The organism is Campylobacter sp. RM9334, from assembly GCF_020138145.1.
Lineage (GTDB): Bacteria > Campylobacterota > Campylobacteria > Campylobacterales > Campylobacteraceae > Campylobacter_E.
Window position 1 is genome coordinate 107,197 of the sequence record NZ_JACGAX010000004.1, and the last position, 19,872, is coordinate 127,068.

At 27.1% G+C, this 19,872-nt stretch carries 22 protein-coding genes and 1 tRNA gene; 14 read left to right on the forward strand and 9 right to left on the reverse strand.

The window, feature by feature from the left end; genetic code table 11:
- Positions 1-35: 35 nt before the first annotated feature.
- The 3 genes from AVBRAN9334_RS03150 to AVBRAN9334_RS03160 all read left to right on the forward strand — a co-directional run bounded on the left by AVBRAN9334_RS03150 (position 36) and on the right by AVBRAN9334_RS03160 (position 2,405).
- Positions 36-278 carry a hypothetical protein gene (locus tag AVBRAN9334_RS03150; protein WP_239803215.1) on the forward strand — a complete coding sequence of 81 codons (243 nt, stop codon included), beginning with the start codon at positions 36-38 and terminating at the stop codon, positions 276-278.
- A 444-nt stretch (positions 279-722) separates the two neighbouring features.
- Positions 723-1,973: a tyrosine-type recombinase/integrase gene (locus AVBRAN9334_RS03155; protein ID WP_336607007.1), complete on the forward strand. Its 1,251-nt coding sequence runs from the start codon at positions 723-725 to the stop codon at positions 1,971-1,973.
- 24 nt (positions 1,974-1,997) lie between these two features.
- Positions 1,998-2,405, forward strand: a complete 408-nt coding sequence (locus AVBRAN9334_RS03160; RefSeq protein WP_336607008.1) for a type II toxin-antitoxin system PemK/MazF family toxin — start codon at positions 1,998-2,000, stop codon at positions 2,403-2,405.
- A gap of 753 nt (positions 2,406-3,158) precedes the next feature.
- On the opposite strand, the gene AVBRAN9334_RS03165 is transcribed toward AVBRAN9334_RS03160, so the two are convergent.
- The 7 genes from AVBRAN9334_RS03165 to AVBRAN9334_RS03195 form a co-directional block, all read right to left on the reverse strand.
- Positions 3,159-3,920, reverse strand: coding sequence for an FAD:protein FMN transferase (locus AVBRAN9334_RS03165; protein ID WP_336607009.1), 762 nt, complete (start codon positions 3,918-3,920; stop codon positions 3,159-3,161).
- Positions 3,917-5,518 (reverse strand): hypothetical protein, encoded by a 1,602-nt coding sequence (locus AVBRAN9334_RS03170; RefSeq protein WP_336607010.1) that lies wholly within the window; start codon positions 5,516-5,518, stop codon positions 3,917-3,919. The genes AVBRAN9334_RS03165 and AVBRAN9334_RS03170 overlap by 4 nt, the downstream gene beginning before the upstream one ends.
- A 121-nt stretch (positions 5,519-5,639) precedes the next feature.
- Complete coding sequence (gene pyk, locus AVBRAN9334_RS03175) at positions 5,640-7,079, reverse strand: pyruvate kinase (RefSeq protein ID WP_239803220.1); 1,440 nt, start codon at positions 7,077-7,079, stop codon at positions 5,640-5,642.
- Position 7,080: 1 nt separating this feature from the next.
- Positions 7,081-8,427 (reverse strand): FAD-dependent oxidoreductase, encoded by a 1,347-nt coding sequence (locus tag AVBRAN9334_RS03180; RefSeq protein ID WP_214150335.1) that lies wholly within the window; start codon positions 8,425-8,427, stop codon positions 7,081-7,083.
- A gap of 43 nt (positions 8,428-8,470) precedes the next feature.
- The gene (locus AVBRAN9334_RS03185; protein WP_214116219.1) at positions 8,471-9,082 is read right to left on the reverse strand and encodes a type III pantothenate kinase; all 612 of its coding nucleotides are present in this window, start codon (positions 9,080-9,082) and stop codon (positions 8,471-8,473) included.
- Positions 9,079-9,999 (reverse strand): hypothetical protein, encoded by a 921-nt coding sequence (locus AVBRAN9334_RS03190; RefSeq protein WP_214116217.1) that lies wholly within the window; start codon positions 9,997-9,999, stop codon positions 9,079-9,081. The genes AVBRAN9334_RS03185 and AVBRAN9334_RS03190 overlap by 4 nt, the downstream gene beginning before the upstream one ends.
- Positions 9,996-10,505 carry a hypothetical protein gene (locus AVBRAN9334_RS03195; RefSeq protein WP_214116215.1) on the reverse strand — a complete coding sequence of 170 codons (510 nt, stop codon included), beginning with the start codon at positions 10,503-10,505 and terminating at the stop codon, positions 9,996-9,998. The genes AVBRAN9334_RS03190 and AVBRAN9334_RS03195 overlap by 4 nt, the downstream gene beginning before the upstream one ends.
- Positions 10,506-10,637: 132 nt before the next feature.
- Between AVBRAN9334_RS03195 and gatC the strand changes: the two genes are divergently transcribed.
- Genes gatC through AVBRAN9334_RS03245 form a run of 10 tightly spaced genes read left to right on the forward strand, consistent with a single transcriptional unit; the run spans position 10,638 to position 18,275 of the window.
- Complete coding sequence (gene gatC / locus AVBRAN9334_RS03200; protein WP_214116213.1) at positions 10,638-10,916, forward strand: Asp-tRNA(Asn)/Glu-tRNA(Gln) amidotransferase subunit GatC; 279 nt, start codon at positions 10,638-10,640, stop codon at positions 10,914-10,916.
- Between the two features lie 54 nt (positions 10,917-10,970).
- Entirely contained in the window at positions 10,971-12,017 is a 1,047-nt protein-coding gene (locus AVBRAN9334_RS03205) for a type IV pilus twitching motility protein PilT (protein ID WP_275592004.1), read from the forward strand.
- Positions 12,014-12,571 carry a CvpA family protein gene (locus AVBRAN9334_RS03210; protein ID WP_214116211.1) on the forward strand — a complete coding sequence of 186 codons (558 nt, stop codon included), beginning with the start codon at positions 12,014-12,016 and terminating at the stop codon, positions 12,569-12,571. The genes AVBRAN9334_RS03205 and AVBRAN9334_RS03210 overlap by 4 nt, the downstream gene beginning before the upstream one ends.
- A gap of 11 nt (positions 12,572-12,582) precedes the next feature.
- Complete coding sequence (locus AVBRAN9334_RS03215; protein ID WP_214116209.1) at positions 12,583-13,032, forward strand: Fur family transcriptional regulator; 450 nt, start codon at positions 12,583-12,585, stop codon at positions 13,030-13,032.
- 24 nt (positions 13,033-13,056) lie between these two features.
- Entirely contained in the window at positions 13,057-14,541 is a 1,485-nt protein-coding gene (lysS, locus tag AVBRAN9334_RS03220) for a lysine--tRNA ligase (protein ID WP_214116207.1), read from the forward strand.
- Between the two features lie 57 nt (positions 14,542-14,598).
- Entirely contained in the window at positions 14,599-15,834 is a 1,236-nt protein-coding gene (gene glyA, locus AVBRAN9334_RS03225) for a serine hydroxymethyltransferase (RefSeq protein WP_336607011.1), read from the forward strand.
- Positions 15,828-16,373, forward strand: a complete 546-nt coding sequence (locus AVBRAN9334_RS03230; RefSeq protein WP_214116202.1) for a DUF1882 domain-containing protein — start codon at positions 15,828-15,830, stop codon at positions 16,371-16,373. Before glyA ends, AVBRAN9334_RS03230 begins: the two co-directional genes overlap by 7 nt.
- A gap of 10 nt (positions 16,374-16,383) precedes the next feature.
- Entirely contained in the window at positions 16,384-17,178 is a 795-nt protein-coding gene (locus AVBRAN9334_RS03235; protein WP_214119973.1) for an SPOR domain-containing protein, read from the forward strand.
- The gene (locus AVBRAN9334_RS03240; RefSeq protein WP_336607012.1) at positions 17,168-17,929 is read left to right on the forward strand and encodes a shikimate dehydrogenase; all 762 of its coding nucleotides are present in this window, start codon (positions 17,168-17,170) and stop codon (positions 17,927-17,929) included. Before AVBRAN9334_RS03235 ends, AVBRAN9334_RS03240 begins: the two co-directional genes overlap by 11 nt.
- Positions 17,904-18,275: a YraN family protein gene (locus AVBRAN9334_RS03245; RefSeq protein ID WP_214119971.1), complete on the forward strand. Its 372-nt coding sequence runs from the start codon at positions 17,904-17,906 to the stop codon at positions 18,273-18,275. Before AVBRAN9334_RS03240 ends, AVBRAN9334_RS03245 begins: the two co-directional genes overlap by 26 nt.
- Positions 18,276-18,303: 28 nt before the next feature.
- On the opposite strand, the gene AVBRAN9334_RS03250 is transcribed toward AVBRAN9334_RS03245, so the two are convergent.
- Both AVBRAN9334_RS03250 and AVBRAN9334_RS03255 read right to left on the reverse strand, forming a co-directional pair.
- A complete protein-coding gene (locus AVBRAN9334_RS03250; protein WP_336607019.1) occupies positions 18,304-19,077 on the reverse strand; it encodes a 3'-5' exonuclease in 774 nt (257 codons plus the stop codon).
- Positions 19,078-19,142: 65 nt separating this feature from the next.
- A complete protein-coding gene (locus tag AVBRAN9334_RS03255) occupies positions 19,143-19,547 on the reverse strand; it encodes an acyl-CoA thioesterase (RefSeq protein ID WP_336607013.1) in 405 nt (134 codons plus the stop codon).
- A gap of 198 nt (positions 19,548-19,745) precedes the next feature.
- On the opposite strand from AVBRAN9334_RS03255, the gene AVBRAN9334_RS03260 reads away from it, so the two are divergent.
- Positions 19,746-19,820 (forward strand) — tRNA-Glu (locus tag AVBRAN9334_RS03260).
- Positions 19,821-19,872: the final 52 nt, after the last annotated feature.

A 19,872-nucleotide genomic window follows, 5' to 3' on the forward strand; every position in this document is an offset into this window, starting at 1 on the left:
ATATAATTAGTAAAATATATTGACAAGGATAAAAAATGACTAAAAAATTAGAAGTAAGTATTGATGATATTTTAAAAGACAATGTTGTAAATACATATAAAGAAGCTCAAAAACAAACTAGAAAGAAAAAAAACTCTAAGTTAAAAGTTACTAAAGGTTTTACAGTTACATTAACAGAAGATGAATTTAATGCTTTAGAACAATATTGTGCAGAAAATTATATAAGCAGAAATAGCTTTTTTAGACAACTACTAAGAGAAAAAATGGCTGAAAACTAAAATAATTTAAAATAAACTATTTTAATCTATAAATTAATATAAATTCCAGATAAGTATTAATAAAATTCAGACTAGTGCATAAGATTACGGACTAGTCTATTTTATAGAGCAGACTAGTGGTCAGACTAGTGTCAGACAAGCGTTAAAAATACTTAAAATTCATTACTTTTTTTGCTATTTTTTAAATTTTAATAATTTTTATATGTAAAAAATATACAGACTAGTCAGACTAGTCTATTTTATAGAGCAGACTAGTGGTCAGACTAGTGTCAGACAAGTAACAGACTAGTGGTATTTATAAAGTAAAAAAAAATAAAAATTATTAGATTTTAAATAAGAAGGTAATGAAAGTATAAAACAAGTTCAGTATATTATTTTTTGACTTAAACATACTTTAAATAACTTTTTAAGTAACTTAAAACTATAAACTGTAAAAGGATAATAATGGGAAGAATTAGTAGCACTAATTTAACAAATAAAGATATTAAAAAATTACAAAATAACAATAAAGCATATATTAAATGTGTTGGTAATCCAAAAGAACTATATCTAAGAATTTATCCTAGTGGTATGAAAACATTTTGTATTAGGTATAAAAACAAAATGATAAAACTTCATGAATTTAGAGAAAATATATACTCTATAAAAGAAGCAAGAGCTGATGCAATTAAAATATTAAGAAAACTACTTATTGATGAAAACTACAATTTAAGCATCAATAGGGTAAATTACAATTTTAGTATTTTATATAAACAATATATAAAAATAGTTCAAAACAAATGTAGAAATGAAAGATATATAAAACAAATAATGCAAAGAATTAATAAATACCTTTTACCCAAGTTGGGAGATAAAAACATTGCAGATATTAAACATAGTGAATTATTAGATATACTAACTAGCATATATAATCCAGCAAATAAAAATAAAAGTAGAATTGATATAATACACAGGCTAATATCATATTTAAAATCAATTTTTGATTTAGCGATAGCAGATAATTACATACAAAATAATCCAGCAAATAATTTAAAAGAACACTTTATTACTTTAAAAGAATTTAATAAAATTAACTCTCGTGATGGCAGAAGACCTGCTATAATAAATAATGAAGATATAAAAAATTTTATAAAATGCCTAAAAGAAAATAATAAAATTGATTTAAATATTAAATATGCAATATTTTTACAAATTCTCACTGCAAATAGACCATTTAACACAGTATCTGCGAAATGGAGTTATATTGATTTTAAAAATAAATTATGGACTATTCCAGCAAGTGAAATGAAGAATAAAAATGAACATACAATAGCATTGAATACATATATGATTAAAATTTTATCTGAATTAAAATCAATTTCAAAAAATAATATTTATGTATTTCCTTCAAAATACAAAAATAAGCACATATCAACAAATACTATAAGTAAAGCTATTAGAGAAACTTTAAATTATAAATATTATGGAAAAGTAGTCCCTTATGGATTTAGAAGCACTTTTAAAACAATATGTAGTTTAAATATTACCACTTTAAATAGTATGGGTATTAGTGAAAAAGTAATTGAAGAAGTTATGGATCATTCTACAAAAGGCATAGCGATGCATTATGAAAGAAGTAGATCATCTATAAAAGAAAAAATGATTTTAATGCAATGGTATGGCGACTATATCAACAATATAGAAAAATTATTATAAAATAAGAAAAAATAGGATTTTGCTATGATGAATTATGATGACTGGAATGAAGTTAAAAAGAAAACAAATGATAATAATAAACATAAAAATATAAAAATTGGGGAAGTTTATTGGGTTAAAATAGGATTAAATATAGGTTATGAAGTTTATGGCAAAGGTAAAGATTATGCTAGACCTGTGCTAGTGATTAATAAGCTTTTTGATAGTGCTGGTAATAGGCTGTTTTTAGGTGTTCCTTTAAGTTCTAAAGTATATGAAAAAGCTAATAAATATCGTTATGTTTTTGATAGTAATGGAAGCTTACAAACTGCTTTATTGTCTCAAATTAAAGTGTTTGATAATAAAAGAGTTATGTATCAAGCTAAAATTAAATTACTAAAAAATGATTTTTTAAATATAAAACAAATACTAGTAAGAGAAGTAATTAAATAACCCCACACCAAAAGGTGGGGGAAACCCGAGCCATTATCTTGTGAGATAAGGGGGCGACTAACCCAAAAAGGGTGAAACATTTTTATTATAGTATTTGTTTAGTTAATTTGCAAATAGCTTATATAATGTTTGTTTAATTCTTTTATTTTAGTTACTTTTAAATTAACTTTTGTAATTAAATTACCATATTATCTTTATTAATAAGCTTTTATGTATTTAAAAAATATCCTACATCCGGAGCCACTTTTTTATTTCCTTTAATTTTATTTTTAGCTCGTATCTAAAATCAAACAAATATTTTAAATGTTAAATTCACAATATAATTATTTGCAAAAAATAGAATTTAAAATTGATAGCACAATATAAAAATCATAGATAAAAACTATATTAAATATAGGTATAAAACTTAGTGAAACTTCTAATTATTTTAACAAAACAAACATATTAAGAATTAGTAAAATATTACAAATAAAATATAACAAGCAATAGTTTTAAGCACTATTCATAAAGATATATTTAAGTTTTTAAAAATAATCTTAATAATGATTTTGATAAAAATTATGTTGCAATAAGTAAAATAAGAAGCGGTATTTGTAGTTCTATCTATTTTGCGAAAGTAATACAAAAATTATTGCTATTTTTCTTTAAATATCTAAAAAAACAAGCATTTGTAACAATAATTTTAAATTAAGATTGTTCTAAAGTAATATAATAAAACTCTCTTTATTTTAACTTCACTTAAAATATATTAAATTACCTATCACGACTAGATTGGTATTTTATTTCGTTATTAAAATCAATGCAAATTGCTAAATACTCTTTAGGCAAAATAAATTCTTCAAAGCACAAAGCAGTTGAAAATACCCCACAACTAAGCGTGTTTTCTCCTATTACACTAACTTGAGAGTATTTAAAATCTTTTGTATTTATTATGTGATTTGCCCTTTCATATTGTGCTGAAGTTGTTAGCGATTGATTTAAGATTTGCCATTTTTTAATAGCTTCTTGTGGATTTTTAGGATTTTTAATATTTACAAATATTTCTTTATTAGTCTTTAAATCCCCTCCAAAATTAATCACATATTTGTATTTTTCACAAATTTTAGCACATTCATCAACTGCAAATTCTTTAATCACACCACCTAAGTCAATTTTTGTATTTATATCTTCAAATTCTATAAATTTTTTAGATAAAAAATATGAATTTTTACCATATTTTGCATTGTTTTTTAATTTTTTATTGATTAGTGTAATATCAAAAGCATAATTAGTAATTTCACTAAGACTTAAGAGTTTTTGCAAAATCATCATAGTTTGTTGGTCTAATTTTATCCGATTTTTGCTTTTATTATTAATTTTAGATACCAGCGAAGAATTATCAAAATAATTATATTTTAAATGTAGATTTTTACAAAGCTCAAAACATTTAATAGCCAAATTAGAAGCTTCATATTCGCTAGCTTCTAATTTAACAACACATTTTGTGCTAAAGCAAGAAAAAATAAATTCTTTCACTTACTAACTTTTATATTAAATGGAGTTGTTAAAGCTTCTTCACGAATTATTTTGCCGTTTTCACATAGCTTTAATATAACGCTAAATTCCCCACTTAAATCATTTTTTGGTAAAGCAAAAATTTTACCTTTTTCATCAACAAAATCTGCAAACTCATCAGGTAAAAGATAAACAATATTTATCCCATCAATATGTTGTGGAAAAATAATATCTGATTTTATTTTTTCTTTTCCACCACTATTTTTCATCTTAATTTTAATGTTTTCCATATTTGGTGCAATAAAACTAAAAATATTTGCTTTTAAATTCTCAAATTTATCATCTATGCTAATGCTTTTGCCTTTTGATAAATCATAAATATCAATATTTCTACGATTATTAGAAACAATTAATGTATTATTGTCTTTAAATGTAGCGGCATAACTTACATTCCCACCCTTAATACTTCCTGCTAAATACGGCTTATTTTCAATATTAAAAATACTAGTTTGCCCTAATCTATCTCCAAAAGTATAAGCCAAAGTTTTACCATCTGGACTAATAGCATAAGAGCCAGAATATAAAGCAAAACCTGTATTTGAACACTCTGTTGTGTGATTTAATACACTTACTTTACATAGCTTAGAATTATAATTATGTGGTGTTGTATAATAAATATTTTTTGCATCAGGACTTACTAAAAAAGGGCTTGTAGTAGCTTTTATAGGACGACCAAAATATTGTGCGTTAAAATCTGCGATTTTATTTAGTTTAGATTTTTTAATATCGTATTCATAAATGCCTTTATTTTCGCCTTTTAAAAGCACAAATAATCTATCAAGCCTAACATCAGCTTTTACTACATCTTTAATCTTAAAGCTTTTTATCAATTTTAAATTCTTATCAAAAATACTAAAAGTTTCTTTATCATCTAAAGCAATTACACCATCTTTGTATTTTCTAAACAAAAAATATTCGCCCTTTAAAAAGGCTAATTCCTTTAAATCACCGCTATTATCTAATTTTATTTTATGTAGTCCTGAATGGTGCAAATATGGTCTAGCATTTTTATTATCTCTTCCTAAATATTTTGGCATAGTATTTACAAAAGCAGTTTTATCATCTATAAATTCTACTTGCTCTACAAAAAGCTCACTTGCCCCACTCCACTCATCATCATCGTTATTATCTGTTTTGCTATTTTCTTTAACTTTTTCTTGTTTTTTTGCATCGTCAGTAGCTTCTGGATATTTCTTACCTAATTCAGAATGATCAGCATCTTTTATCGCATAAAAATCATTATAAACAATATTATCATTTTTTAAATCAAATAACACTATTGATGAATGATAGCTCCCTGCTGCTAGTAATTTATCATCTCTTACACTAATATCTCTAAAATATAAATCAGTTTTTGATTTTCCTTCAAAGTATCTTGCATAATGCCATTTAAAACTATTATCTGGATTTAAAGACTTAATAAGATTTGCTTGAATGCTAGTTTTATTAATACTATCATCATAAATATCAATCATTTCATTTGGTTTTATTACATAACTAGCATTTAAAGAACTTGCTAAAACACAAGCTAAAGTTGAGCTTAAGAATATTCTCTTCATTTAAACTTCCTTTCATAATTATTGATAAGTATTATAATAATTATTATTTAATATAAGTTTAAATATCATTCATTTTTTAGAATTTAAAATAAGCAAAAGCCTATTTTAAATTCCTTTTTTTCTACAAGTTTAAATAATACTCTATTTGTTCTTTTCCAAGAACTCTGATTAAATTCGTGCTACCTGTTTCTCCTACAGGATAACCTGCTGTAATAACATAATTTTTACTCTTATCCATAATGCCTTTTTTTACCCCTACTCTTACACAATTTTGTAAAAGTTCGTGCAAACTACCTGCCTTATCAACCACATAAGCTTCACTAAGACCCCAACAAATACTAAGGCTTTTTAATGTTTTATCGCAATGGCTCATTGTTATTATCTTTGTATCAGGTCTATATCTTGCCATTTTTTTAACACTTGCACCACTACTTGTAAGACAAATCAATGCATCTGCATTAATATCTTTTGCAAGTTGCACAGCTGATGCTGCGATGGTATCAGTCATATCTCTTTTATCGTGATTAAAATTGCAATATGGATAGATTTTCTCTACTTCGCTAATCGTTGCAGCCATAATGCTAACGGCATTTACAGGGTCAATTCCAACTGCACTTTCTTCGCTAAGCATAACAGCATCAGTTCCATCTAACACAGCATTTGCAACATCGCTTATCTCTGCTCTAGTTGCACTTTTGTTATTTGCTAAAGAAAATAACATTTGAGTTGCAGTAATTACTGGCTTACCTATTTCGTTAGCTTTTTTGATTATTGATTTTTGTATGCTTGGAACCTTATAAAAAGGAACTTCTATTCCTAAATCCCCACGAGCAACCATTATCCCATCGCTTACATTAAGAATTTCATCTATATTCTCAACAGCATCAAATTTTTCAATCTTTGCAAAAACAGCAGTTTTATTTCCGTTTTCGGCTAATATTTGCTTAGCATTTTTGATATCATAAGCGTTTTGAACAAAAGATATTGCCATGTAATCAACATCATTTTTAACACCCCACAATAAATCATCTTTATCTTTTTTAGTAATTACTTCTATATTGATTTTTGTATTAGGAAAATTTATACCTTTATTTGACGCCAATTTTCCATCGTTTTGAACTTGGCATTTTAAATAATCTTGATTTACATCTTCAACTATTACTTTAATAGAACCATCGCATAAATATATAGCTTCGCTAACTCTTACTGCACCTAGAATTTCATTATAATTTGTGCTTACTTCATAGTGATTTTGTGCTTTTTGATTAGCCTTTATTGTATGTCTATAAATATCTAATCTATCGCCTTTTTTTAATAAAAATGGCTCAGGTAATTCTAATACCCTAATCTTTGGCCCTGAAATATCTTGTAATACTCCGATATTTTCGCCTAATTCTTCAGCTATTTTTCTTACCTTATCTAAATTCGCTTTATGATATTCGTGAGAGCCGTGAGAAAAATTTAAACGAAATACATTAACACCTGCTTTTATCATTTCTCTTATACATTCTTCGCTATCGCTTGCAGGCCCTAAAGTTGCTATTATTTTTGTTTTTTTCATTTTATCCCCTTAGTTCTTTATTGAATAGTTCTTCGTTAAATTCAAGTTTTAAATAATCAACCACCATTCTTAAATCTCTTAAAGCATTTCCCATACAACTAGTCGCACCTGGACTTGGGGTCATATTAAAGATTATTCCTTGATTTTGTGGCACTATACTAGCTTCGCCTAGCATTAATTTCTTTTCAGTTTTGTTTAGCACTTGTGGGCGAACTCCACCAAAACCTTTTGCGTAAGTTATATCATCAGTTGTAAGACTTGGGACGATTTTTCTAGCGTCTTTTACAAAAAGATTTTTATTAAGGTATGGCACTTCAAATAAGAAATTTCTTAAAATATAATTTCTAATAGTGCTATCTTTCATTAAATCAAGTAAGATTTTAATAGTAGTTCCATCAAGGCGTAAAGTTGTAAAAAATTCAGGCAAACTCTTAAGCCCGTGATAACGCTCAAGCTTAGGTAATACTAAAGCAGTCGGACCAAAACGAGTATTCATATCACATAAAATATCAGGGTCGCCGTGTAATGCTGCAAAAGGTAATTTTGGATTTTGAACCATATAAACTTTACCATTTAATAAATGCTTTTTAGTTAGATAAAAACTACCTGCAACAGGCAAACAGGCATAATCAAGACCATAACCCATCTTATGTGCTAAAAATAATGAATGAGCACCTGCATTTACCACTACGAAATTCGCACTAAATTCAGTCTTGTTAGCACTAATTAAATAAAAAACATCGCCTTTTTTATAAATATTTACAATTTCTTCATTAAAAAACATTTGATTTTCTTGATTAGCTTTCATTGCTTCTTCAGCTAAACTCTCGCTCATTTTGCCAAAATCAACCGTTGTATAACAATCCCCTGCTAATGCACCCATTGCAAATATTTCTTCAGGTCTATCACCACCACCTAAAGCTTCTACTACTTTTGGCTCTATTCTTTTTATTTCTGCTTTGTCAAACTTTCTAATATAAGGATAAATATCTTTAAATTCTTCATATCTTTTTTGCATAAAAGCACATTCTTCTTCACCAACAGCTAAAGCCATTTTTTGATGAGAAAACATAAACTTCTCTTCTGCTTTTACTAATTTTGCGTAATTTACAATCATATCAGCGTTAGGTTTTACTTTTGAAGCTTTTTCATAAGTATAATTTGTCTCTATATCTCCGCTATGAATTGTTTGAGAATTGCTAGTGCCTTTAGAATTGAGAGTGCTTAATGCGTGATATTTTTCTATTAATGCCACTTTTTTTACATTTGTATATTTGCTAAGCTCATAAAACAAAGCCGCTCCACTAATTCCACCACCAACTACTATAACATCAAAATGTTGTGCCATACTCCATCCTTTTTGTAATTTTTTTAATGATAATTTTATTTATTTATAAATTCAAGTCTTTAATTAATTTTTGCATTCCTTGGAATACTAAATTTTTTTCATTTATTGCATTTTTAAAAAACTGACTTAAAAAGCTTGCATCTCCACCAGTTAGATAAATTATCTCATCATTAGCAAAATCATTAATACTATTTACAACACTTGAAATTATCCCGTAGCTAATAGCGTCTTTTGTGGAATTTGGTAACGAATTTAAATCAATAGATGTATTTAATTCATAATCTAATCTACAAGAAATATTCTTATAAGCATTAAGATATGATTGAATACCTGGCAAAATAAATCCGCCTAAATGTTTACCACCACTCATTTTATCAATTGTAATTGCACTACCAGCATCTACAATAATGCCAGAATCAATGCAATAACAAGAAGCAATTCTATCAACACCCAGACCAACATAAGAAGTGTTAAGACTAAAATAAGGTTCAAGATTAATATAGTTATTAGGTAGTGTAGAAAAATTAGAATTTACACTTATATAAAATACTTTTTCTTTAAAAGAGTTTGGGATAAAGTCTTTTAACTCTATCCTTTTTGCATGTTCTTCTTTATAAACACAAGCTGTTGTGTTTCCAATATCAATTAAAGTCATTTCAATTCATAGCTTTTGTTATTATAAAATAAAATATTATCCTTAAAATAAGCACCTGAATCTATTTTAGAATCTAAATTATAAACAGCTAATTCATTTAATTTATCATCTAATTTTATCAAGTATCCATTATGCTCTAAAGCATAAATAAAGTTATTATAAACATAAACATCACTATAGTTTGCATATTTAAATTTAATTTTTGTAATTTCATTTAATAAATAATCAAATTTATAAATTACGCCTTCGTTTGATAAAATATAAATATAATTATCTTTTTCTAAAGCCTTTTTAATATTGATTAGTTTAGTATATGTTTTATTATCAATTATTGTAAATACCTTACTAGAACTTGCTGCGATTAATTTTTCACTATCAGCTTTTAAAAATACAACATTATTAAAAAATTCTTGAGTTCCTACATTTATACTTCTTATAAAAGTATTGGTATTGTTATTGATAACGATTAATTTGCCATCTAAGCTAGGAATTATTATCACATTGTTATTAAAACTAGGATTTGCTAATTTTTTCACCACTCCATTTGCTTGTCCGTAGTTTTCACTAAATAAATATTTTTGTTCTAATAAATCAAATATTATTATATTATTCAAAGCATCAACCATTACAGCTTTATTGCCTTCTGTTGCGATACTTACAATTTTTGCATCAAATTTCTTATCAAAAATTACTTCTTTATCTTTTAAGATTTTTAAAAATCCTAAATCATTAGATAAATACAAGATATTATCTTGTTTGTTAATGATTTCATAGCCTTTAAAATTCTTCAAGATATTCTCATTTTTCGTTTTAATTGTTGTAAGCTTTTGAGTATTTTCTGGCTTATAGTATTGTTTTGAACCTGAACAAGCCGCTAAAAATACTAAAGATAAAGCTATTAAAGAATATTTTTTCATTGGTTACCTTGATAATGTTTTAAATTATTAGCAATTCTTAAAAATACAGAATTTGCACTTATTGAATTAAGTTTTACTTCAGCTTCTTTAATTTTATTATCTTTTAACAACGCATAAGCTTCTTGTATTGTTTTTAAATCTGTTAAGAAAAAATCTGATTTAAATTCTCTAGCTTTATAAATTTCTAACAATAATTTATCCTCATTACTAGGATTAAATTGTAATAATTCATCTAAATATTTTTCATCTAAAAGCACTGCTAAATATAAGTTAGGATTTAAAGATTTTAATTGATTTAATTTATCATTATTTTTAGTAATTAATAGCTCATTATATAAAGCATTTGCTTCTTCTTTTGTTTTTTGTTTTATAGAATCATTAATAGATGTTATAACAAAATAAGCAACAATTACGATTATCAAAAATATAAAAAGAAATTTGTATTTTCTAATAAATCTTTCAACTTTAATGCCAAATTCTTCTACGCTATATGAATTTTCTTTCAAATTAAATTCCTTAAAAATTAATAAAATTAAAGCTGAAATTGTAACAATTTTTCGTAAATCTTGATAAATTTAGTGCTATATTAAATTTTTATTATATAATCAGATGAAATTTTATTAAAGCAAGGTGAACTTATGGTAGTCAATGAAAAGCTATTAGAAAGATTAGAAAAATTATCATCAATTAGGTTAAATGATAATGTAAGAAAAGAACTAATTGCTGATTTTGATGATATTTTAAAATTCGTAGATAATTTAAATGAAATTGATACTAATAATTTAAAAATCAATAATTTAAATTATACTCCACTAAGAGAAGATATACCACAAAAATCAGAAGTTATTGAAGATATTTTAAAAAATGCACCATCTACAAATGGACATTTTTTCTCTGTACCTAAAATCATAGAATAAGGAAAATAAATGGAAGAAAATATTCAAACTCAAGATAGCGTTAATACCATTCAAATGAATGGAATTTTAACATTTATGAAAGAAAATGATGCGAGTGATTTGCACTTTATTCCTGGTAGAAAACCACTTTTAAGAATTCACGGAACTTTGAATGATTTGGAATTTGCTGTTTTAAATTCTGAAATTATTAAAGCTTCTTGTTATAGCATTTTATCAGACGCACAAAAAGCAACCTTAGAAGAAGAAAGAGAACTAGACTTCGCTTATGCAGTTGAAGGAGTAGGGCGTTTTAGGGCAAACTATTACTATGTTGAAGAAGGAAAACTTGCAGCTGCATTTCGTCTAATTCCTGAAAATATCCCTAGTTTAGATGATTTAAAAGCACCACCAATTTTTAAAGAATTAATCAAAAAAGAAAAAGGACTAATTCTTGTAACAGGTCCAACAGGTTCTGGTAAATCAACAACTCTAGCAGCAATGTTAAACGAAATCAACGCAACAGAAAGTAAGCATATTTTAACCATAGAACACCCAGTTGAATTTATGCATAAAAACAAAAAATCAGTATTTTCTTACAGAAACGTTGATATAGATACTAAAAGCTTTCAAACAGCTTTAAAATATGCTTTAAGACAAGACCCTGATATTATCTTAATCGGTGAGATGAGAGATAGAGAAACAATAGCAGCAGCAATTACAGCAGCTGAAACAGGTCACTTAGTATTTGGAACCCTACATACAAACTCAGCTATGCAAACAATCAACCGTATCGTAGATAGCTTTAGTGGTGGAGAGCAAGACCAAATTAGAAATATGTTATCGTTTTCATTACAAGCAGTTATAGCACAAAGCTTAATACCTAAAAAAGGTGGTGGTCGTTTAGCAATTCACGAAATTATGATTAATAATATGGCTATTGCAAACCTTATTCGTGAAAACAAAAACCATCAAATATATTCACAAATGCAGTTAAATCAACAAGGCACAGGTATGAAAACCCAAACACAAAGCTTAGTTGAAGCGGTTCGCTCTGGTTTAATCACTCGTGAGCTTGCTTTAAGATATAGCACTCAATATAATGAGCTAGTGAATTTGATATGAATAGCGGCTTAATACTAGATTGTGTAATAATTGGCGTAACGCTAATTTTAGGTATTGGTGGAATTATTTCAGGACTTATTAAAGAAGGTTTTGGATTAGCTGGTATTTTAGTAGGCGTATATGTAAGCACTAGCAATTCAGAAAAAGTAGGGGCATTAATTAATCAATATGTTTATAAAAGCGATAATGAGCTTTTATTAAACCTATGTGGTTTTGTTATAACTTTAGTTATAGTTTGGGGAATTTTTCTTATTTTAGGAAGAATAATATCAAAACTAGTAGCCTTAAGCGGACTTGGAATAATTGATAAAATTATGGGATTTATATTTTGCGCTGGAAAAATATTTATAATTTTTTCTATAATTGCATCTTGTATAAATGCCTTACCTATAATAAATAGTAAAGTAAACCAATTTTTTGCAAATAGTATGATGTATCCTGTTTTAATTCAAACAGGTGGAGCAATCGCTAATATACAAGCGATTCAAAATACTATAAATACAAAAAAAGAAAATTTATTAAATAATGAATTAAAAGAAGAAAATTCAAAATAAAAGGAGAAAACATGGAAAATATGGAATACGATGTATTATTAGAAGAATTTAAAAAAATTCTAAAAACAAGTGGATTAAAATACACAAAACAAAGAGAAAGTTTATTAAAATTACTTTATAACAATGACGAACACTGCACTCCAGATGAACTTTATGAAGCATTAAAAGAAATGGATCCTAATCAAAACATAGGTATCGCAACAATTTATAGAACTTTAAATCTTTTAGAAGAATCAGGAATGGTAACTTCAATTTCTTTTGGAACTGCAGGTAAAAAATTTGAGCTTGCAAACAAGCCACACCACGACCATATGATTTGTAAATCTTGTAATAAAATTATAGAATTTCAAGATGATATAGTAGAGCAAAGACAATTAAAAATTGCAAAAGAACATGGTTTTAAACTATCAAGCCATTTAATGCAATTATATGGAACTTGCAAAGAATGTCAAAAAAAATAATTTAATATAAAGAAAGGTAAAAATATGTTTGAAAACCCACTAGAACAGCAAAAAATTAGTAAAGCTAACGAACTAAGGTCTTTAGGTATTAATCCTTATTCTCATTTTGTAACAAAACCGATGAGTATAAAAGAATTTAAAGATAAATATGATTTCATAAATGAACTTGAAGAAAAAAAAGCAGAAGAAATCTGTGAATTAATCGGTAGAATTAAATTTATGCGTGATGGTGGGAAAGCCGTTTTTGCGAACATTGAAGACTTTAGTGGCTCAATTCAGATTTATTTTAATAAAAGCACAATTGATGAAACTTGGTTTGATAATATTAAAAAACTCATAGAAGTAGGCGATATTATCAAAGTTCGTGGTTATGCTTTCGTAACAAAAAAAGGCGAATTTAGTATTCATGTAGATAAATTAGATTTAGTTACTAAAAGTATTTGCGTATTACCTGAAAAATTTCACGGCTTAGTGGATATGGAAAGCCGCTATAGACAAAGATATCTTGATATGATTATGAATGCTGAAATTAGACAAGATTTTGTTAATAGAAGTAAGATTGTTTCATTTGTTAGAAGATATTTTGAAAATCTAGGATTTTTAGAAGTTGAAACTCCTATGATGCACGAAATTGCAGGCGGAGCTAACGCAAGACCATTCATTACTCATCATAATACTTTAGGTGTTGATAGATTTTTAAGAATTGCACCTGAACTTTACTTAAAACGCTTAATAGTTGGTGGTTTTGAAGCTGTATTTGAATTAAATCGTTGCTTTAGAAATGAAGGAATGGACCTTACTCACAATCCTGAGTTTAGCACGATTGAGTTTTATTGGGCTTATCATAATTATAAGGATTTAATGAATTTGACTGAAGATTTATTAAGCAAATTAATAGCTCACTTAGGACTTAGCACTACTATTACATACGATGATAAGCAAATAGATTTTAGCACTCCATTTGCAAAAATTCCATATAAAGATGCCTTAGTTCAAATAGGTGGTATTGATGCTGCTATAGTAAATGATAAAGCTGCAATTTTAAAGAAATTAAAGGCTGATGGATTTGAAGCAAATGAAAAATTAGATTTAGGACATTTACAAGCAGAATTATTTGATAATTATGTAGAAGATAAACTTATAAATCCTACATTTATTACGGATTTTCCAGTATCAATTAGTCCATTAAGTAGAAGAAGTGATGAAAATCCTGAAATAGCTGAGAGATTTGAATTATTTATAGCTGGAAAAGAACTAGCAAATGGATTTAATGAATTAAATGACCCACTTGATCAATACGAAAGATTTTTGGCTCAAGTAGAAGCTAAAAAAGCTGGAAATGACGAAGCATGCGAAATGGATGAAGATTTCGTAAATGCGTTAGGGTTTGGTATGGCACCAACTGCAGGTGAGGGCATAGGAATTGATAGACTTGTTATGATGCTAACTAACAAAAAATCAATCAAAGATGTAATATTATTCCCTGCTATGCGTCCTAAAAAGGATTGATAATTTCAATTTGTGAATGATTACTAGCGAGAATTTATATAAAAAAAAGGGGTTAAGATGATATTTGATACAGAAATTAATGAAATTATAAAAGAAGAATTTAAAAGACAAAATGAGAATTTAGAAATGATTGCTAGTGAGAATTTCACTTTTCCTGAAGTTATGATGGCTACAGGTAGTATTCTTACAAATAAATACGCAGAAGGCTATCCATCAAAAAGATATTATGGTGGTTGTGAAATCGTTGATAAAGCGGAAGTTTTAGCAATTGAGCGTTGTAAAAAATTATTTAATTGCAATTACGCAAATGTTCAACCCCATTCAGGCTCACAAGCAAATCAAGGTGCATACGCAGCATTATTAAATCCAGGAGATATTATTTTAGGAATGGATTTAAGTGCAGGTGGGCATTTAACTCACGGCTCAAAGGTAAATGCAAGTGGCAAAGTATATACTAGCTATAGCTATGGAGTAGATGAAAATGGTTATTTAAATTATGATGAAATTGAAAAAATTGCCCTAGAAGTAAAACCAAAATTAATAGTTTGTGGTGCTAGTGCTTATGCTAGAATAATTGATTTTGAAAGATTTCGTAAAATTGCTGATAAAGTAGGAGCATTTTTATTAGCTGATATTGCACATATTGCCGGTCTTGTAGTAGCTAATCTTCACCCAAGTCCATTTCCACACGCTCACATAGTAACTTCAACAACTCATAAAACTCTAAGAGGGCCAAGAGGTGGGATAATAATGACTAATGATGAAGAACTTGCAAAAAAAATAAATTCAGCAATCTTTCCTAACCTTCAAGGTGGTCCATTAATGCATATTATTGCAGCAAAAGCAGTTGGATTTAAATATAATCTTGATGAAAGTTGGAAAACATACGCTAATCAAGTTATAAAAAATTGCAAGGTATTAGCCGATGAATTGCTAAAAGAAGGATTTAAATTAGTAAGCGGTGGAACTGACAATCACTTATTGTTAATGGATTTTAGTGATTGTGAATTTAGCGGAAAAGATGCTCAAATAGCATTAGAAAAAGCAGGTATTACAGCTAATAAAAATAGCGTTCCTAACGAAAAGCGTTCTCCTTTTATTACAAGTGGATTAAGACTTGGCACTGCTGCACTTAGTGCTCGTGGTATGAAAGAAGAAGAAATGAAAGTAATAGCACAGACAATAAGCCTAGTGCTAAAGAATTTAAATAACGATGAAATTATAAAAAAAGCAAAAGAAACTACGCTAAAATTAAGCGAAAATTTCCCATTATATAAGGACTTAAAATGTTAACAAGCAATGAATTAGCCTTAATTAAAATGATTAATTCACATTATTTTATAAAAAGAGATACTATAGTAAGCAAAATTGAGCATAAAGGTAGAACTTTTTTTAATAAGTATGAAAGAGTTAATGAATTTTTATCTCCAAGCTTAATAAGAGAACATTCAGAAGGTAAAATAACAATAGCTCACAATTTAATAAACGCACAAGATAAAGTAGAAAATATAGTATTTGACTACAATGGTTTTAATACTGAAAAATTTTGGCATAGAGCTCAATTATTATTAAGAGAAGAAGGTTTCATTAATTTCACAGCTTATAAAAGCAAAACGCCAGGTCATCTTCATTTATATATTCACAAAGGTCATACTGCATTTGCCGAAGGTTGTGGATTAGCTAATAAACTAAGTGCAATGTTGGCTCAAAAAATGCCCGTTGAATGGAGAGTATTTCCAACACTTGATATGCCTAAGGAATACAATATTTTAGCATTACCTTATGAAATTTATCAAAAAGAGCGTGGGGCATCTTGGTCAAAACATATGTAAAGGATTGAAAATGCAAGAACACAATAAATTTGAAGATTTAGTTTTAGAAAGTAACAACAAAAAGAATAAACAAAAACAAATGTTATTTAAGATAATTATAGGCATAATAGTTTTTCTAATTGCCTTAATTATATATAAATTAATAAGTAATGGAGATAGTCAAAAAAGCCCATTACCACCGATAGAACCTAATGCTACATTTGAACAAAAAGCTCAAGATAATGAAGTTTTTGAGAATTTAAAAAGTGAAAATGATGGTTTTAGTGATGATTTTACATCTTTAGAAGAAAGATTAAAAAAAGAAAATAATATAGTAGAACCAGAACCTAAAAAATCTCAAGAAGTTCAAAATGTTGTAAAAGAATTAGCAAAAGCAAATCAACAACCTACGCCAGCACTTGAAACTCCTAAAGAAGAAGTAAAACCTGCTGTAGTTGAAGAGAAAAAGCCTGTGGTTGTAGAAGAGAAAAAACAAGCTACTCAAACAACAAAACAAGAAAACTCAGTATTTGATACATTAAATGTTAAAAAACCAGTTGCCCAACAAGAAAAACCAGCAAATAAAGCACCTACTACAAGTGATAATGGAAGCTATATTCAAGTATATGCAGGTAAAAATATTGACCTAAAATCACACGAAATTAAAAAACTAGATACGCTAGGATTACAATATAAAGTAGTTACTGATAATAAAGGTATGAGTAGAGTAATTGTAGGACCTTATTCAAATTCTGATAAAGCAAATGCCTTAAAATTTGTAAGAGATAATGTGAAAAAAGACGCATTTTATTATCATGCAAAATAATATTTACGGAGTGATAGGAAATCCTATCGCTCACTCAAAATCTCCTATAATTCATAACCTATGGTATGAAAGATTAAATATAAATGCTAATTATGAGAAAATTTTAGTAGAAAATCCAAATGATTTAAAAAACACAATTTTAAAATATAAAGGTGTTAATGTAACTTTACCTTATAAAGAAGAAGTTGCAATACTAGCAAATTATAAAGATGAAGACGTTATAAACACAAAAGCAGCAAATACTATAATAAATGATAATGGAATTTTAAAAGCTTATAATACTGATATATTTGGCTTTTATGAACCTATAAAAAATTACAAAATAAACAATGCCTTAATAATAGGAGCTGGTGGGGCTGCTAGGGCTGTTTATTATTCTTTAGCAAAAAATAATATAAAAACTAAAGTAATTAATAGAAGTAAAAAAGATGATTTTTTATGTGAAGTTCATACTATATTAGATGAATTTGAATTTGATTTAATTATAAACTCAACAAGCGCAAGTTTAAAAAATCTACTACCTTTAGAAGAAAATCTTTTAGAAAAACTAGCAAAAAATACAAAAATTGCTTATGATTTAGCATATAATCACGATATATTTTTAGATTTTTGTAAGTTAAAAAATCCAAATATTATTACTCAAGATGGACTTGATATGCTTATTTTTCAAGCAGCCCTTGCTTTTGAATATTTTTGCGGAATTTATCCTAACGAAGATTTGATAAATGAAGCAAGAGAACTTATTAAATAAGAGCATAAAAGGACTAAAGTCATATATTTTTGGCTATGAAAACGAACAAAAAGCTAAAAAATACTTAGAAAAAAATAATTTCAAAATAATTAAAACAAATTATAAAACCAAATTTGGAGAAATTGACATAATCGCTTTAAAGGATAAAACCTTGCATTTTATTGAAGTAAAGTCAAGCAAAAATTATGAAAGCGAATATTATTTAACACCAAAAAAATTAGAAAGAATTATAAAATCTATTTATATTTTTAATCAACATTATGAAGATTATAATAATTTAAATTATTGCATAGATTTAATAGCAATAAATGATAATAACATTAATTATATAGAAAATATAACATAGAAAAAATGATAATTTGAGATTTAAATTCTCAAATTAATCCTAAAAATTTCTTGATAGAATATTTTAAATCTTCATCGTCTAAATTATTCATAGCCCACAACAAATATCCATTATCAACAGCTCTAACCTCATCAAAACTTTTGCCCTTGTATTTTCCAAAGCTAAATTTAGTGCTAATTAATGGGGCTTTTGTAATTTCGTGCAATTCTTCATAGTTTTTATGCTTTAATAACTCATCTAATAATAATTTCATAACCAAAACATCGCCTATCGCATCATGAGCTTTTATAATTATTCCTAATTTTTGTGCTTCTTCTTGCTCAATTTTATAAAGCCCTAAAAAATATCTTAAATATTGCAATCTGTGATGATTAAAGTCAGGAAAAATAGCCTTAGCGCACTTATAAGTATCAATTAATTTAAAATTATTTTGAAAGCCTTCTTTTTCTAACATTCCTAAATCAAACTTAATATTATGAGCTATTAAGTAATTTTCGTTTGAATTAAGCTCATTTAGCATTTTTGAAAATTTCGTTTCACTAAATTTTGGCTTATAAATAAGCATTTCAGGGGTTATATTATGAACTTCCATAGCTTCAAAAGAAATCTTTACTTCACTACTGCATAATTCATCAAATACTAAAACTTTTCTCTCTTGTATATTGTCAAAAATATTTTCAGCATATTCTATTTCATTAATTTCATATTTTTCACTATCAATTACCAAAGCACCTACTTGAATAATCCTATCTAATTCTGTATTTCCTGTAGTTTCTGTATCAAATAAAACATATTTCATAATTATCCTTAAAAGTTTTTTTAATTCTAACAAGTAAGTTTAAAAAGTAGGTTGAATAAAAGGGATTATTAAAATCCCTTGTAGCGTTTTAAATTCTCATCAATTTTGATTTTTTCTCCGTTTTCATCAACATTTACATAAGTTAAAAGTGCACTTGTAACAGGCACACAAACTCCATATAATTTAGGAGTGCAGCGTTCAGCGATAACTTCTACTTGAACTTGTATTGATGTGCTTCCAACTTTTACAATATCAGCATAAAAGCTCACAATGTCTCCAACATAAACAGGTTTTTTAAAGGTCATTTGTTCAACTGCAATAGTAACTACTCTACCATTTGCTATTTCTTTAGCTGCAACTGCACCAGCTAAATCTATTTGACTCATTATCCAACCACCAAAAATATTGCCTGCAGAATTTGTATCTTTTGGCATAGCAACTAATCTAAGCCTTGCTTCTTTTAATTCTTTCATATATTCTCCTTATAAAAAAATGTAAATATTAAACATAAAAGATTAAAATTGTCGTTTTTAAATTGAAAATTTTCATCAAAATTACAATTTTTTACAAAAATTTTAAAAAAATTGAAAAAATTTTTATAATTTAAGAAAACTTTAAGAATTTTCACATATAATAACGGCTTTTACATCACAAGAAAAAACTTCTTGAAAGGCCCATTCGTCTAGCGGTTAGGACATCGCCCTTTCACGGCGGTAACACGAGTTCGAGTCTCGTATGGGTCACCAATCCTCCTTTATGTTTATTTAATTTAATGAAAAAAATCCTTTTTTACCTTAC

Excerpts from the sequence above, each read along its gene's own strand:
- gatC (WP_214116213.1), top strand. The coding sequence starts at position 10,638 with ATGGTAGTCAATGAAAAGCTATTAGAAAGATTAGAAAAATTATCATCA.
- AVBRAN9334_RS03150 (WP_239803215.1), top strand. The coding sequence starts at position 36 with ATGACTAAAAAATTAGAAGTAAGTATTGATGATATTTTAAAAGACAAT.
- AVBRAN9334_RS03205 (WP_275592004.1), top strand. The coding sequence starts at position 10,971 with ATGAATGGAATTTTAACATTTATGAAAGAAAATGATGCGAGTGATTTG.
- AVBRAN9334_RS03185 (WP_214116219.1), bottom strand. The coding sequence starts at position 9,082 with ATGACTTTAATTGATATTGGAAACACAACAGCTTGTGTTTATAAAGAA.
- AVBRAN9334_RS03180 (WP_214150335.1), bottom strand. The coding sequence starts at position 8,427 with ATGGCACAACATTTTGATGTTATAGTAGTTGGTGGTGGAATTAGTGGA.
- AVBRAN9334_RS03170 (WP_336607010.1), bottom strand. The coding sequence starts at position 5,518 with ATGAAGAGAATATTCTTAAGCTCAACTTTAGCTTGTGTTTTAGCAAGT.
- pyk (WP_239803220.1), bottom strand. The coding sequence starts at position 7,079 with ATGAAAAAAACAAAAATAATAGCAACTTTAGGGCCTGCAAGCGATAGC.
- AVBRAN9334_RS03210 (WP_214116211.1), top strand. The coding sequence starts at position 12,014 with ATGAATAGCGGCTTAATACTAGATTGTGTAATAATTGGCGTAACGCTA.
- AVBRAN9334_RS03255 (WP_336607013.1), bottom strand. The coding sequence starts at position 19,547 with ATGAAAGAATTAAAAGAAGCAAGGCTTAGATTAGTTGCTATGCCAAAA.
- AVBRAN9334_RS03190 (WP_214116217.1), bottom strand. The coding sequence starts at position 9,999 with ATGAAAAAATATTCTTTAATAGCTTTATCTTTAGTATTTTTAGCGGCT.
- glyA (WP_336607011.1), top strand. The coding sequence starts at position 14,599 with ATGATATTTGATACAGAAATTAATGAAATTATAAAAGAAGAATTTAAA.
- AVBRAN9334_RS03235 (WP_214119973.1), top strand. The coding sequence starts at position 16,384 with ATGCAAGAACACAATAAATTTGAAGATTTAGTTTTAGAAAGTAACAAC.
- AVBRAN9334_RS03240 (WP_336607012.1), top strand. The coding sequence starts at position 17,168 with ATGCAAAATAATATTTACGGAGTGATAGGAAATCCTATCGCTCACTCA.
- AVBRAN9334_RS03160 (WP_336607008.1), top strand. The coding sequence starts at position 1,998 with ATGATGAATTATGATGACTGGAATGAAGTTAAAAAGAAAACAAATGAT.
- lysS (WP_214116207.1), top strand. The coding sequence starts at position 13,057 with ATGTTTGAAAACCCACTAGAACAGCAAAAAATTAGTAAAGCTAACGAA.
- AVBRAN9334_RS03230 (WP_214116202.1), top strand. The coding sequence starts at position 15,828 with ATGTTAACAAGCAATGAATTAGCCTTAATTAAAATGATTAATTCACAT.
- AVBRAN9334_RS03215 (WP_214116209.1), top strand. The coding sequence starts at position 12,583 with ATGGAAAATATGGAATACGATGTATTATTAGAAGAATTTAAAAAAATT.
- AVBRAN9334_RS03245 (WP_214119971.1), top strand. The coding sequence starts at position 17,904 with ATGAAGCAAGAGAACTTATTAAATAAGAGCATAAAAGGACTAAAGTCA.
- AVBRAN9334_RS03155 (WP_336607007.1), top strand. The coding sequence starts at position 723 with ATGGGAAGAATTAGTAGCACTAATTTAACAAATAAAGATATTAAAAAA.